This window comes from Enterobacter cloacae complex sp. SHL012 (genome assembly GCF_049237505.1).
GTDB lineage: Bacteria > Pseudomonadota > Gammaproteobacteria > Enterobacterales > Enterobacteriaceae > Enterobacter > Enterobacter kobei.
In genome coordinates this window covers 896,647-909,803 of sequence record NZ_JBMKIZ010000001.1, presented here as the reverse complement: position 1 = coordinate 909,803, position 13,157 = coordinate 896,647, and the positions used below count along the sequence as shown (strand labels likewise).

At 55.5% G+C, this 13,157-nt stretch carries 13 protein-coding genes; 8 read left to right on the top strand and 5 right to left on the bottom strand.

The genetic code is table 11. The annotated features are described in order from the left end of the window. Positions 1-22: 22 nt before the first annotated feature. Positions 23-898 carry a MurR/RpiR family transcriptional regulator gene (locus ACOTY9_RS04355; protein WP_032629265.1) on the bottom strand — a complete coding sequence of 292 codons (876 nt, stop codon included), beginning with the start codon at positions 896-898 and terminating at the stop codon, positions 23-25. Between the two features lie 358 nt (positions 899-1,256). On the opposite strand from ACOTY9_RS04355, the gene zwf reads away from it, so the two are divergent. The 3 genes from zwf to kdgA all read left to right on the top strand — a co-directional run bounded on the left by zwf (position 1,257) and on the right by kdgA (position 5,459). Continuing rightward, positions 1,257-2,732, top strand: a complete 1,476-nt coding sequence (gene zwf, locus ACOTY9_RS04350) for a glucose-6-phosphate dehydrogenase (protein ID WP_014884309.1) — start codon at positions 1,257-1,259, stop codon at positions 2,730-2,732. A 234-nt stretch (positions 2,733-2,966) separates the two neighbouring features. Then, entirely contained in the window at positions 2,967-4,778 is a 1,812-nt protein-coding gene (gene edd, locus ACOTY9_RS04345) for a phosphogluconate dehydratase (RefSeq protein WP_023330717.1), read from the top strand. Positions 4,779-4,817: 39 nt separating this feature from the next. Beyond that, positions 4,818-5,459 (top strand): bifunctional 4-hydroxy-2-oxoglutarate aldolase/2-dehydro-3-deoxy-phosphogluconate aldolase, encoded by a 642-nt coding sequence (gene kdgA / locus ACOTY9_RS04340; RefSeq protein WP_014884307.1) that lies wholly within the window; start codon positions 4,818-4,820, stop codon positions 5,457-5,459. Positions 5,460-5,501: 42 nt separating this feature from the next. Here the strand turns inward: kdgA and purT are convergent, their stop codons facing one another. Next, positions 5,502-6,680 carry a formate-dependent phosphoribosylglycinamide formyltransferase gene (gene purT, locus ACOTY9_RS04335; RefSeq protein ID WP_213782385.1) on the bottom strand — a complete coding sequence of 393 codons (1,179 nt, stop codon included), beginning with the start codon at positions 6,678-6,680 and terminating at the stop codon, positions 5,502-5,504. A 169-nt stretch (positions 6,681-6,849) separates the two neighbouring features. Between purT and ACOTY9_RS04330 the strand changes: the two genes are divergently transcribed. Together ACOTY9_RS04330 and ptrB are read left to right on the top strand one after the other, a co-directional pair. Further along, the gene (locus ACOTY9_RS04330) at positions 6,850-7,500 is read left to right on the top strand and encodes a tellurite resistance TerB family protein (RefSeq protein WP_348565421.1); all 651 of its coding nucleotides are present in this window, start codon (positions 6,850-6,852) and stop codon (positions 7,498-7,500) included. A gap of 85 nt (positions 7,501-7,585) precedes the next feature. Next, a complete protein-coding gene (ptrB, locus tag ACOTY9_RS04325; protein WP_348565423.1) occupies positions 7,586-9,646 on the top strand; it encodes an oligopeptidase B in 2,061 nt (686 codons plus the stop codon). Here ptrB and exoX read toward each other — a convergent pair. The 3 genes from exoX to ACOTY9_RS04310 all read right to left on the bottom strand — a co-directional run bounded on the left by exoX (position 9,643) and on the right by ACOTY9_RS04310 (position 11,321). After that, complete coding sequence (gene exoX, locus ACOTY9_RS04320; protein WP_050861724.1) at positions 9,643-10,305, bottom strand: exodeoxyribonuclease X; 663 nt, start codon at positions 10,303-10,305, stop codon at positions 9,643-9,645. The two genes, ptrB and exoX, sit on opposite strands and share 4 nt — an antisense overlap. 24 nt (positions 10,306-10,329) lie before the next feature. Then, entirely contained in the window at positions 10,330-10,980 is a 651-nt protein-coding gene (locus ACOTY9_RS04315; RefSeq protein WP_014884302.1) for a carbon-nitrogen hydrolase family protein, read from the bottom strand. 110 nt (positions 10,981-11,090) lie between these two features. Next, entirely contained in the window at positions 11,091-11,321 is a 231-nt protein-coding gene (locus tag ACOTY9_RS04310) for a DNA polymerase III subunit theta (RefSeq protein WP_013096102.1), read from the bottom strand. Positions 11,322-11,458: 137 nt separating this feature from the next. On the opposite strand from ACOTY9_RS04310, the gene yobA reads away from it, so the two are divergent. The 3 genes from yobA to ACOTY9_RS04295 are packed head-to-tail and all read left to right on the top strand — an operon-like array spanning position 11,459 to position 13,056. Then, positions 11,459-11,830 carry a CopC domain-containing protein YobA gene (yobA, locus tag ACOTY9_RS04305; RefSeq protein ID WP_087529752.1) on the top strand — a complete coding sequence of 124 codons (372 nt, stop codon included), beginning with the start codon at positions 11,459-11,461 and terminating at the stop codon, positions 11,828-11,830. 1 nt (position 11,831) lies between these two features. Continuing rightward, positions 11,832-12,701, top strand: a complete 870-nt coding sequence (gene copD, locus ACOTY9_RS04300) for a copper homeostasis membrane protein CopD (protein ID WP_014884300.1) — start codon at positions 11,832-11,834, stop codon at positions 12,699-12,701. A gap of 16 nt (positions 12,702-12,717) precedes the next feature. Beyond that, a complete protein-coding gene (locus ACOTY9_RS04295) occupies positions 12,718-13,056 on the top strand; it encodes a YebY family protein (protein ID WP_014884299.1) in 339 nt (112 codons plus the stop codon). Positions 13,057-13,157: the final 101 nt, after the last annotated feature.

The following is a 13,157-nucleotide window of genomic DNA, read 5'->3' as shown; positions in this document are numbered from 1 at the left end:
TTATTGGTTACGTCTTCGTTATCTACTTTAAGGAAACATCGCTCTTTATGAGCAATTCTTTATCAAAACGCGATTCCTTCAGCGCTTCCTTGACTCGCTTCAAGTTATCTCTGAATTTTGCGCCCCGTCGCAAGGTAAAACCGGTCGCCAGCACGTCTATAACCGTGAGCTGTGCCAGACGGGAAACCATCGGCATATACATATCGGTATCCTCCGGGACGTCCAGCGTAATGGCGAGCGTCGCCTCTCGTGCCAGCGGCGTACCGGCGGTGGTGAGGGCGATCACCATGGCATCGTTTTCACGGGCCAGCTGCGCCAGTTCCACCTGACTTTTGGTGCGGCCAGTATGCGAAATGAGTACCACGACGTCATCTTCACTGCAATTCATACAGCTCATGCGTTGCAGCACAATGTCATCGGAATAAATCACCGGCACGTTGAAGCGGAAGAATTTATTCATGGCATCGTGCGCCACGGCGGCCGACGACCCAAGTCCGAAGAACGCGATCCGCTTGGCCTGGGTAAGTAAATCCACCGCACGGTTCACCGAACTCATATCCAGAGACTGACGAACGTGGTCAAGCGTGGCCATAGCTGACTCAAAAATTTTCGCCGTGTAGGCATCTACGCTGTCGTCTTCATCCACATTACGATTAACATAAGGGGTGCCGTTTGCCAGACTTTGTGCCAGATGCAGTTTAAAATCAGGAAAGCCGCGCGTTTCCAGGCTACGGCAGAAGCGGTTAACCGTCGGTTCGCTGACGCCTGCTTCCTGAGCCAGCGCGGCGATGCTTGAATGAATCGCCTGAGCGGGAGAGGCAAGAATGACTTCAGCCACTTTTCGCTCGGATTTGCTAAGGTGTTCCAGTTGATACTGGATTTTTTCAAGCATATTCATTGTTAACAGGGCGCTCGTGGGGGTGGAAACGATTTCATAAATGGATGAAATCTTCATTCGATTAGCCGATATTACCCCTGTGGCTTCCATAAAGGGTAACAGTCGACAAGATAATGTTGTTGTTTTTTTTCATTACTTGATCGATGTCGGGTTTTGCTATGACCCTGTTGCGCAAATTATCGACGCTTGTTGCGTCATAATGCCCCCGTAATCGGCTGCAAGGCGAAAAATTGCCGTATCGCACGAGACGATAAGTGCTAATGGTTTCGGGAATGACGTAAAAGCAGTACAGTGCATTGTAATAAAATTACAACGATACCTGGCAGAAGTACCAGGTGATCCAACTGAGGAGAATGACATGGCGGTAACGCAAACAGCCCAGGCATGTGACCTGGTCATTTTCGGCGCGAAAGGCGATCTTGCACGCCGAAAATTGCTGCCTTCCCTGTATCAACTGGAGAAAGCGGGCCAAATTCATCCGGATACCCGTATCCTGGGGGTAGGGCGCGCCGACTGGGATAAGGACGCTTATACCAAAGTCGTCCGCGAGGCGCTCGAAACTTTCATGAAGGAAAAAATTGATGAAAGTTTGTGGGATACTCTGAGCGGTCGTCTTGATTTCTGCAACCTGGACGTCAATGACGTCAGCGCGTTTAACCGCCTGGGCGCCATGCTGGATCAGAAAAACCGTGTCACCATTAACTATTTCGCCATGCCGCCAAGCACTTTCGGCGCCATCTGCAAAGGTCTCGGCGAAGCCAAACTGAACGCCAAACCGGCGCGCGTGGTGATGGAGAAGCCGCTGGGTACCTCTCTGGCAACCTCGCGTGAAATCAACGACCAGGTGGGCGAGTTCTTCGAAGAGTGCCAGGTTTACCGTATCGACCACTATCTCGGTAAAGAGACGGTACTGAACCTGCTGGCGCTGCGTTTTGCTAACTCCCTGTTTGTGAATAACTGGGACAACCGCACTATCGACCACGTGGAAATCACCGTGGCGGAAGAGGTAGGTATCGAAGGACGCTGGGGTTACTTTGACCAGGCAGGCCAGATGCGCGACATGATCCAGAACCACCTCCTGCAAATTCTGTGCATGATCGCCATGTCACCGCCGTCTGACCTGACGGCAGACAGCATTCGCGACGCCAAAGTCAAAGTGCTCAAGTCGCTGCGCCGCATCGACCGCTCCAACGTGCGCGAGAAGACCGTTCGCGGCCAGTACACTGCCGGGTTTGCGCAAGGCAAAAAAGTGCCGGGCTACCTGGAAGAAGAGGGCGCGAACAAATCCAGCAACACAGAGACTTTTGTGGCGATCCGCGTAGATATCGATGACTGGCGCTGGGCGGGCGTGCCGTTCTACCTGCGTACCGGTAAACGTCTGCCAACCAAATGTTCCGAAGTCGTCGTCTACTTCAAAAACCCGGAACTGAACCTGTTCAAAGAGTCCTGGCAGGAGCTGCCGCAGAACAAACTGACCATTCGTTTGCAGCCGGACGAAGGGGTAGATATCCAGATCCTCAACAAAGTGCCGGGACTGGATCACAAGCATAACCTGCAGACCACCAAACTGGATCTGAGCTACTCCGAAACCTTCAACCAGACGCACCTCGCGGATGCTTATGAGCGTCTGCTGCTGGAAACCATGCGTGGTATCCAGGCGCTGTTCGTGCGTCGCGATGAAGTGGAAGAGGCGTGGAAATGGGTCGATTCCATTACCGAAGCCTGGGCAGCCGATCAGGATGCGCCAAAACCGTATCAGGCGGGCACCTGGGGTCCGGTTGCATCGGTGGCCATGATCACCCGTGATGGCCGCTCCTGGAACGAGTTTGAGTAGGATAATCCACTAGCCCGAAAGTGTTATTTTACCGGTAACATGATCTAACACAGCTAGTGGCACAATTTTTATTCTTTTAAGCGCCGTGTGGATTTCCCCGCGGCGCTTTTTTTATTACACTGCCGGAAGTGATTTTGCCCCAGAGCTCCGGACAGCAAGCGTTTCAGCGGTGTTAACAACTGCCAGCGACGTTGTAAACTCCTGAGCCCGGACAGATAAATTAGAGGAGCTTTTATGAATCCGACATTGTTACGCGTAACACAACGCATTATTGAGCGCTCGAAGGAGACCCGTTCGGCCTACCTCGCCCGGATTGAACAGGCAAAGAGCAATACCGTCCATCGCTCCCAGCTGGCCTGTGGTAACCTGGCGCACGGCTTCGCGGCCTGCCAGCCCGATGATAAAGCCTCCCTGAAAAGCATGTTGCGTAACAATATCGCCATTATTACCTCCTATAACGACATGCTCTCCGCCCACCAACCGTATGAGGTCTATCCCAATATCATTCGTAACGCGCTGCACAGCGTGAATGCGGTAGGTCAGGTCGCGGGTGGCGTGCCGGCAATGTGCGACGGTGTGACCCAGGGGCAGGATGGTATGGAGCTGTCGCTGCTCAGCCGCGAAGTGATTGCGATGTCTGCTGCAGTAGGCCTGTCACACAACATGTTTGATGGCGCACTGTACCTGGGCGTGTGCGACAAGATCGTCCCGGGACTGGTGATGGCAGCGCTGTCGTTTGGCCATCTGCCCGCGATCTTTGTGCCGTCTGGCCCGATGGCAAGCGGCCTGCCGAACAAAGAAAAAGTGCGTATTCGCCAGCTGTATGCGGAAGGAAAAGCAGACCGTCAGGCGCTGCTGGAGGCGGAAGCCGCGTCCTACCATGCGCCGGGTACCTGTACATTCTACGGCACGGCCAACACCAACCAGATGGTGGTGGAATTTATGGGCATGCAGCTGCCGGGCTCGTCCTTTATCCAGCCGGATGCACCTCTGCGTCAGGCCTTGACTGAGGCCGCAGCACGTCAGGTGACGCGTCTGACCGGAAACGGCAATGAATGGATGCCGATGGGCAAAATGGTCGACGAAAAAGTGATCGTCAACGGTATCGTGGCTCTGCTGGCCACCGGCGGTTCGACCAACCACACCATGCACCTGGTGGCCATGGCGCGCGCGGCGGGCATTCTGATCAACTGGGATGATTTCTCTGAGATCTCTTCCGTGGTGCCGCTGATGGCACGTCTTTACCCGAACGGTCCGGCGGACATCAACCACTTCCAGGCTGCGGGTGGCGTACCGCTGCTGATGCGCGAGCTGCTGAAAGGCGGTTTGCTGCATGAAGACGTCAACACCGTGGCAGGCTTTGGCCTGCAGCGCTATACCCAGGAGCCGTGGCTGAACAATGGCGAGCTGGCTTGGCGCGACGGGGCGACCGCATCTCTCGATGCGCAGGTGATTGCCACCATCGACAAACCGTTCTCTCCTCATGGTGGCACCAAAGTGCTGAGCGGCAACCTCGGTCGTGCGGTGATGAAAACGTCTGCTGTACCGGAAGAGAACCAGGTTATTGAAGCGCCGGCTGTGGTGTTTGAAAGCCAGCACGACGTATTACCCGCTTTTGACGCGGGTCTGCTTGATAAAGACTGTGTGGTGGTAGTGCGTCATCAGGGGCCAAAAGCGAACGGCATGCCAGAATTACATAAACTTATGCCACCACTTGGTGTATTATTGGACCGCCGTTTCAAAATTGCGTTAGTGACCGATGGACGCCTCTCCGGTGCATCCGGCAAAGTGCCTTCAGCTATCCACGTCACGCCGGAAGCTTATGACGGCGGTTTGCTGGCGAAAGTGCGCGACGGTGACATGATCCGCGTGAACGGTCAGACAGGTGAGTTAACCCTGCTGGTGGATGAGGCAGAGCTGGCGGCACGTCAGCCACATATTCCTGACCTGAGCGCATCGCGCGTGGGGACCGGACGCGAAATGTTCAGCGCGCTGCGTGAGAAACTCTCCGGTGCGGAGCAGGGCGCGACCTGTATTACGTTTTAAGACGACTTGATTTTAACGATCTGGCGAGAGAAAACTCTGATGAAAAACTGGAAAACAAGTGCAGAAGCAATCCTGACCACTGGCCCTGTCGTGCCGGTTATCGTGGTAAACAAGCTGGAGCACGCTGTGCCAATGGCGAAAGCGCTGGTTGCGGGTGGCGTTCGTGTTCTGGAAGTGACCCTGCGTACCGCCTGCGCGATGGATGCGATTCGCGCTATCGCCAAAGAAGTGCCGGACGCCATCATCGGTGCGGGCACTGTTCTCAACGCGCAACAGCTGGCAGAAGTCACGGAGGCCGGAGCTCAGTTCGCTATCAGCCCTGGCCTGACCGAGCCGCTGCTGAAAGCAGCGACCGAAGGCACTATTCCTTTGATCCCGGGTATCAGCACCGTGTCTGAACTGATGCTGGGTATGGACTACGGCCTGAAAGAGTTCAAATTCTTCCCGGCAGAAGCCAACGGCGGCACCAAAGCGCTGCAGGCGATTGCAGGTCCATTCTCTCAGGTGCGTTTCTGCCCGACGGGCGGTATCTCTCCGGCGAACTACCGTGACTACCTGGCGCTGAAAAGCGTGCTGTGCATCGGGGGTTCATGGCTGGTGCCAGCGGATGCGCTGGAAGCGGGCGACTGGGATCGCATCACGAAACTGGCTCGCGAAGCGGTTGAAGGCGCGAAGCAATAAGTTTTTTATCGTATGAAAAACGGGCCTTTCGGCCCGTTTTTTTTATCCTGCTACCTTAACGTTCGCTGCCGCCGTTTTTGCGCGTGCGATGGCCTCGTCGACGTTATTCCCGGTTGCTAACGCCACGCCCAGACGACGGGTGCCGTCGATCTCCGGCTTACCGAACAAACGTACCTGTAACCCGGCGCCCGTTGCGCCCTCGACGTTATCAAACGTCACGTTCTGACTGGTCAGCTGCGGCAGGATCACCGCCGAGGCCGCCGGGCCGTACTGACGAATACCGCCAACCGGCAGGCCAAGGAAGGCGCGAACATGCAGGGCGAACTCGGAGAGATCCTGCGATATCAACGTCACCATCCCGGTGTCATGCGGGCGAGGGGAGACTTCGCTGAAAATCACCTCGTCGCCGCAGACAAACAGCTCCACGCCGAACAGACCGTAACCACCTAACGCCAGAACGGTTTTACGGGCGATATCCTGGGCACGTTCCAGCGCCAGGGCGCTCATCTGCTGTGGCTGCCAGGATTCGCGGTAATCGCCATCCTCCTGGCGGTGACCGATCGGATCGCAGAAATGGACGCCATCCACCGCGCTGACGGTAAGCAGGGTGATTTCGAAATCAAACTTCACCACCCCCTCGACGATCACGCGGCCTGCTCCGGCACGGCCACCCTGTTGCGCATAATCCCAGGCTTTGTCCAGCGTGCTGCTGTCGCGGATAAAACTCTGTCCTTTTCCGGATGAGCTCATCACCGGCTTAATGATGCACGGGTAACCCATCTCATCGACGGCCTGCAGGAATGCGGTTTTATCGCCCGCAAAACGGTAGCTTGAAGTGGGCAGCCCCAGCTCCTCTGCCGCCAGGCGGCGAATGCCTTCGCGGTTCATGGTCAGTTTCGCTGCGTTGGCGCAAGGCACCACGCGCTGACCTTCCTGCTCAAGCGCGATCAGCGTATCGGTCGCGATAGCTTCAATCTCCGGCACCACAAAATCCGGTTTCTCCTGCGTGATGAGTGTCCGCAGAGCCTCTCCGTCCAGCATGTTAATCACATAAGAACGATGGGCAACATGCATGGCGGGCGCGTCGGCGTAGCGGTCTACGGCAATCACTTCTACCCCTAAACGCTGGCACTCAATGGCGACTTCTTTCCCCAGCTCGCCCGATCCTAACAGCATCACACGCGTCGCCGCAGGTCGCAGCGCGGTTCCTAAACGAGTCATAACATTCCCCCTGAAAAAGATGCGCGCAGTATAAACGAAAACGTTTGCGTCTGTCTTGCGCAGGGCAAAAAGGCCGACGAGAAATTTGCGCTTCTTTAGCCTCGACGGACATTTCCTGACGCCTGCTCGCTTACGCTGTGGAAATGTTAACCGTTAAGTGAGGGAAACTATGTCAGGCTGGTTAAATCAACTGCAATCCATGTTAGGGCAGAAAACATCAGGCTCCGGCGACCAGGGGCTAAGCAAACTGCTGGTACCGGGGGCGCTCGGAGGGCTGGCAGGGCTGCTGGTCGCCAATAAATCCTCACGTAAGCTGCTGGCAAAGTACGGTACCGGCGCGTTGCTGGCCGGTGGCGGCGCTATCGCCGGTACCGTGCTGTGGAACAAGTACAAGGACAGGGTACGCGCGGCGCACCAGGATGAACCCCACTTTGGGGAGGAGACTTCGCCGCTGGATCTGCGTACGGAGCGGCTCATTCTTGCGCTGGTGTTTGCCGCAAAAAGCGACGGGCATATTGATGATAAAGAACGAGCGGCTATCGAGCAGCAGATGCGAGAAGCCGGCGTGGAGGAGCAGGGCAGAACGCTGGTGGCGCAGGCCATTGAGCAGCCGCTCGATCCGCAGCGTCTGGCGCAAAGCGTACAGAATGAGGAAGAGGCGCTGGAACTCTATTTCCTGAGCTGTGCCGCCATTGATATTGACCACTTTATGGAACGCAGCTATCTCAACGCCCTGGGCGATGCGTTGAAAATTCCTCAGGATGTTCGCGAGGGGATCGAGCAGGATATCCGGGAGCAAAAACTGACGCTACAGGGCTAGCTATCGCTGATGTAGCCATGTTTCGCTTGCATCATGCGCGGGTTTTGCCAACCTTATAGGGTGTAAAACTTAAAAGAATGATGTCATGCCACCGAAAGCCCGACGTACTCCGTATGCGATCACCACCCATGGCGATACGCGTATAGATAACTATTACTGGCTACGGGACGATTCACGTTCCCGCCCAGAGGTACTCGACTACCTGCATGAAGAAAACGATTACGGTCGCAAGGTCATGTCCAGCCAGCAGGCGCTTCAGGACCAGCTGCTGAACGAAATGGTGCAGCGCATTCCTCAGCGCGATATCTCCGCGCCGTGGACCAAAAACGGCTATCGTTATCGGCATATCTACGAGCCCGGCAGTGAATATCCCATCTATCAGCGACAGTCGGTATTAAGCGCCGAGTGGGATGAATGGGATATTCTGCTGGATGCCAACCAGCGTGCCGCCCACAGCGAGTTTTATACGCTGGGTGGTATGTCCATCTCCCCGGATAACACCATTATGGCGCTGGCGGAGGATTATCTCTCCCGTCGTCAGTATGGCCTGCGATTCCGCAATCTGGAAACCGGTAACTGGTATCCGGAAATGCTTGAAAACGTCTCCCCGGATTTTGTCTGGGCGAACGATTCCGAGACGGTCTATTACGTTAAAAAGCACGCCGCCACGCTGCTGCCTTATCAGGTGTGGCGCCACAGTGTAGGCACGGACTCCGCCGATGACGAACTGGTGTATGAGGAGAAAGACGAAACGTTTTATGTCAGCCTGCATAAAACGTCCTCACGCCACTATGTGATTATTTTCCTTGCCAGCGCTACCACCTCAGAAGTGCTACTGCTGGATGCCGAACTGCCTGATGCCCAGCCGCTCTGCTTTCTGCCGCGCCGAAAAGACCATGAGTACAGTCTGGATCACTTCCAGCACAGCTTTTATCTGCGCTCAAACCGCGAGGGGAAAAACTTTGGCCTGTATAAGACCAAGGTGCGCGACGAGCGCAAGTGGGAGGTGCTTATTCCCGCGCGGGAACAGGTGATGCTCGAAGGGTTCACGCTGTTTACCGACTGGCTGGTGGTGGAAGAGCGTCAGCGGGGGTTGACCAGTATCCGGCAAATCAACCGCAAAACGCGCGAGGTGATAGGGATCGCGTTTGACGACCCGGCCTACGTCACCTGGATTGGTTTTAATCCTGAGCCTGAATCGTCCCGGCTGCGCTATGGCTACTCGTCGATGACCACGCCGGATACGCTGTTCGAACTGGATATGGATACCGGCCAGCGCCAGGTGTTGAAGCAAACAGAAGTGAAGGGATTTGAATCCGACAATTATCGTAGCGAACACCTGTGGGTTACCGCGCGCGATGGTGTCGAGGTGCCGGTTTCGCTCGTGTATCACAAGGCGCATTTTCAGAAAGGTAAAAACCCTGTCCTGGTTTACGGCTACGGCTCCTATGGTTCCAGCATGGATGCCGACTTCAGCAGCAGCAGATTAAGTCTGCTCGATCGCGGTTTTGTTTTTGCCATCGCTCATATTCGCGGCGGCGGTGAGCTGGGCCAGCACTGGTATGAAGACGGGAAATTCCTGAAAAAGCAAAACACGTTCAATGATTATCTCGACGTTTGCGACGCCTTAATTGAACAAGGCTATGGCGATCCGCAGCTCTGCTTTGGCATGGGCGGCAGCGCGGGCGGCATGCTGATGGGCGCTGTGATCAATCAGCGTCCCGAGCGTTTTAAGGGCATCGTTGCGCAGGTACCGTTTGTCGATGTGGTCACCACCATGCTCGACGAATCTATCCCGCTGACGACCGGGGAGTTTGAAGAGTGGGGGAATCCACAGGATGAAACCTATTATCGCTATATGAAAGCGTACAGCCCGTACGATAACGTGGAAGCGAAAGCCTACCCGCACATGCTGGTGACTACCGGTTTGCACGATTCACAGGTGCAGTACTGGGAACCGGCGAAATGGGTGGCGAAGCTGCGGGAACTGAAAACCGACGACAACCTGCTGCTGCTCTGTACCGATATGGACTCCGGGCACGGAGGGAAGTCGGGGCGGTTTAAATCTTATGAAGGGGTGGCGCTGGAATACGCCTTTTTGATCGGCCTGGCGCAGGATACGCTTCCAGGCCAGACTGAACGTTAAGCTTCACCCAGATAATGCTTCAGGGTTAAGCGTAGCTCCGGGCTCATCTTGTCGAGGTTGTTATACAGCCAGCGCAGATAGCCCGGATCTTTATCTGCAATATCCGATACTGCTCTCCCGCGGTATTTTCCGAAGGTGAACGTCGTCAGCAGTGCAGGACGGCCGGTAATCGTCGCCATATCATCCGGTGTCCAGCCGGAAGTATTCATAATATCGATCAGCAGCGCAGCGGTGATATAGCAGTCATACAGGGCGCGGTGATGGTGCAGCCCTTCAGGCGTTCTGACGCTGAGCTTGCGGGATTTATACAGCGCCATATTGCTGTATTTGATCCCCGGCCACAGGCGACGCGCCAGCTTCATGGTGCAAATCCATTCCCCGGGCATGTCGGGGAGAACCCGACGGTCGAAGCTGGCGTTGTGGGCGACATACCACGGGCTGCCATAGTAGTGCGGGATAACGTCTTCTATCCAGGGTTTATCCGCCACCATTGATTCAGTGATGCGATGGATAGCCATGGCCTGCGGGCTAATAGGGCGATCGGGCCGCACCAGATGGCTCATCGGGTTGACTATTTTTCCGTCAACGACGTCGACCGAGGCCACCTCCACAATTCCGCCCTGAAGATCGCAAGTTTCGGTATCAATGACGCGCAGCATGAAAATCTCCTGAGCTTAAAACGCTTAGCCTAAAGGAATGATATCGCCTTGCCAACCCTGTCGGTTAAGCGTGCCGGTCAACAGCAGCTCGCCTTTATCCGCCCGCACGATCAACTGGCCTTTTTCATCCCATAATGCGCTGCCGGTGCTGGCGTTCGCCATTAATACCGCAATGGCATATTTGTGTGCAAAGCGTTGCAGGGTGCTGATGGACTGCCGCCAGCGGTTGTCCCTTACCGACTGGCTGCTGGTGAACAGCGTTGCCTGCGGATCGAGATTGGGGGAATCGCCCTGCGCATCAATGATGGTGAGCTGTTTATCCCCCGGAACCAGGCTCGCACCGCCGCCTTGCGGATAGCGCACGATGCTCGGCCGAGAGGGCGTAAAGAGCACGAGACCTTTCTGACGCTGGCCATTCCGCTCAAGGGGAAGCCCGGCAATAACGCTAATCTGGTAAAAATGTGCCGCATCAAGCAAGGGTTCCAGCTGCGCGTCGCACGGTGGGGGAGGTAACGTCGTTGTGCCTGAGCCGGTTAAGGAGAGTTCCGGGAAGACCAGCAGATCGCACTGCTGCTGTGCCGCTTCGGCAATGAAGCGAAGGTGATGGGTAACGTGCTCATCAACACTGTGATACTGCCCGCCATACTGGGCTGCCGCTATATTCCATTGTGACATCGTGACTTCCTTATACACTGAGTCGCAGGGATTTAAGAATACACCTAATTTAATCAGGGTTTTCTTATCCTGCCAGATTTCGCGTAAGGAAGTGTAACGACTCGTTAAGCTTATTTAACTTTAGGCTCGTACGGCAGACGAGAGAGGTTGACCGAAGCGAGACGGTGAGCAATTAATCTTTCCCGGAACCAGTCGCGCAAATGGGCGGGTTGTTCCCGTTCCACAACTTCAGCCACGATGGGCATGTTGTAACGCTCTTTGAACGCAACGCCAGCGGCTGCGAGATCGACATTCACTTTATCCATCTCGTCCTGAGGAAGGGCGGCCAGATTGATTTTCATTTCCTTCTCCTGTTTATGCGGCGGCAACGTTACCGCGATTGCGCGACGATGACAAGCGGAGGTGGGATGATCCTCGACTCGTCTATTATACAGCGTTATTCTTTAGCATACAGACATAACAAAAAGGAATGATCGCGATGGGATTATCCACTTCACGCACGGTATGCGCGCTGGTTTTTCTGGCATCAGTCATTATCTCGCCCGCTGTGCTGGCGCATGCGCATCTTAAACAGCAGAGCCCCGCAGCAGACAGCGTGGTGAGCGCTCCGCAGTCACTGACGCTGAATTTTTCGGAAGGTATTGAACCGGGGTTTAGCGGTGTGGTGGTGACGGATGCGCACAAGCAGGTCGTCAAAACGGGAGCCGTAACGCGAGACGAAAAGAACAAGGCTCAACTGATCGTTCCGCTGGCGCAAACGCTGGCGACCGGAACCTACCGGGTGGACTGGCATGTGGTTTCCGTCGACGGCCACAAAACCAAAGGCAGCTATCACTTTAGCGTGAAATAGCATGCTGGCACTGGTCTATGTTGGGTTGCGCTTTATCCATTTCGCGGCGCTGATGCTCGTTTTTGGTAATGCGCTATACAGCGTCTGGTTGGCGCCTTCCTCTCTCCATCGTCTGATGGCTCTGCGTTTCGCGCTGCAGCAGCGGGTGGCATCTTTAATCAGCCTGGCCGCTGCGCTTCTGATGTTCATGCTTCAGGGCGGATTAATGGGCGATGGCTGGGGAGATGTGTTTAACCCGCAAGTCTGGCACGGCGTACTGGGGACGCAGTTTGGCAGCGTCTGGCTGTGGCAAATTATCCTTGCTTCCATTACGGTTGCTGCCGCGTGGCTTGCGCCGCTGAAAGGCTCCCGGCTGCTACTGCTCGCAATGGGGCAGTTTGTGCTGCTGGCAGGGGTAGGCCACGCGACGATGAACGAAGGTCCGTTGGGGGCTGTGCAGCGTCTCAATCATGCCGTTCATCTGTTATGTGCCGCAACCTGGCTCGGCGGATTACTGCCGCTGCTGTTCTGCATGCATCTGGCAAAAGGGCGCTGGCAGAACGCGGCCATCTACACCATGATGCGTTTCTCGCGCGTAGGCCACTATGCCGTCGCGGGCGTGCTGCTCACAGGGACGATCAATTCGCTCTTGATTCTGGGCGTCCATATTCCCTGGCAGGCTGGCTACGTGCAGCTTTTATTGTTCAAATGTGCGCTGGTGGCGTTGATGGTGGCAATTGCGCTGGCAAATCGGTATTTTCTGGTGCCACGGTTTCGTCCGGATTCCGGGAGGGCACAACAGCTTTTTATCAGGATGACACAGGCAGAAGTGGTGCTGGGAGCGCTGGTTCTGGCAGCGGTCAGCCTGTTCGCCACCTGGGAACCCTTCTGACAAGGTTAACTAACATATGAAAAAAACAGTACTTTCGCTCTTATTGCTGGCCTGCACGGGGAGCGCTCTGGCCGCGCCGCAGGTGATCACCGTCAGCCGTTTTGAAGTGGGTAAAGACAAGTGGGCGTTTAATCGCGAAGAGGTGATGCTGACCTGTCGTCCGGGCCATGCGTTATACGCGATCAACCCGAGTACGCTGGTGCAATACCCGTTGAATGAGGTTGCAGAGCAGCAGGTGGCCAGCGGCAAGAGCAGCGGCCAGCCCATCAGCGTGATCCAGATTGATGACCCGGCTCACCCAGGGCAGAAGATGAGCCTGACACCGTTTATCGAACGCGCTGACAAGCTCTGCTAGCGTTCAGGTTTCCAATAAAAAACCGCAGATGCTCGCGAAAGCACTGCGGTTTTTTGTTTTTGATGATGATTTAACGCTTTTTTTCTGGCCGCTTTAACTGT

What these genes read in the sequence shown, in the direction of transcription:
- ACOTY9_RS04355 (WP_032629265.1), bottom strand. Translation starts at nt 898, where the DNA reads ATGAATATGCTTGAAAAAATCCAGTATCAACTGGAACACCTTAGCAAA.
- zwf (WP_014884309.1), top strand. Translation starts at nt 1,257, where the DNA reads ATGGCGGTAACGCAAACAGCCCAGGCATGTGACCTGGTCATTTTCGGC.
- edd (WP_023330717.1), top strand. Translation starts at nt 2,967, where the DNA reads ATGAATCCGACATTGTTACGCGTAACACAACGCATTATTGAGCGCTCG.
- kdgA (WP_014884307.1), top strand. Translation starts at nt 4,818, where the DNA reads ATGAAAAACTGGAAAACAAGTGCAGAAGCAATCCTGACCACTGGCCCT.
- purT (WP_213782385.1), bottom strand. Translation starts at nt 6,680, where the DNA reads ATGACTCGTTTAGGAACCGCGCTGCGACCTGCGGCGACGCGTGTGATG.
- ACOTY9_RS04330 (WP_348565421.1), top strand. Translation starts at nt 6,850, where the DNA reads ATGTCAGGCTGGTTAAATCAACTGCAATCCATGTTAGGGCAGAAAACA.
- ptrB (WP_348565423.1), top strand. Translation starts at nt 7,586, where the DNA reads ATGCCACCGAAAGCCCGACGTACTCCGTATGCGATCACCACCCATGGC.
- exoX (WP_050861724.1), bottom strand. Translation starts at nt 10,305, where the DNA reads ATGCTGCGCGTCATTGATACCGAAACTTGCGATCTTCAGGGCGGAATT.
- ACOTY9_RS04315 (WP_014884302.1), bottom strand. Translation starts at nt 10,980, where the DNA reads ATGTCACAATGGAATATAGCGGCAGCCCAGTATGGCGGGCAGTATCAC.
- ACOTY9_RS04310 (WP_013096102.1), bottom strand. Translation starts at nt 11,321, where the DNA reads ATGAAAATCAATCTGGCCGCCCTTCCTCAGGACGAGATGGATAAAGTG.
- yobA (WP_087529752.1), top strand. Translation starts at nt 11,459, where the DNA reads ATGGGATTATCCACTTCACGCACGGTATGCGCGCTGGTTTTTCTGGCA.
- copD (WP_014884300.1), top strand. Translation starts at nt 11,832, where the DNA reads ATGCTGGCACTGGTCTATGTTGGGTTGCGCTTTATCCATTTCGCGGCG.
- ACOTY9_RS04295 (WP_014884299.1), top strand. Translation starts at nt 12,718, where the DNA reads ATGAAAAAAACAGTACTTTCGCTCTTATTGCTGGCCTGCACGGGGAGC.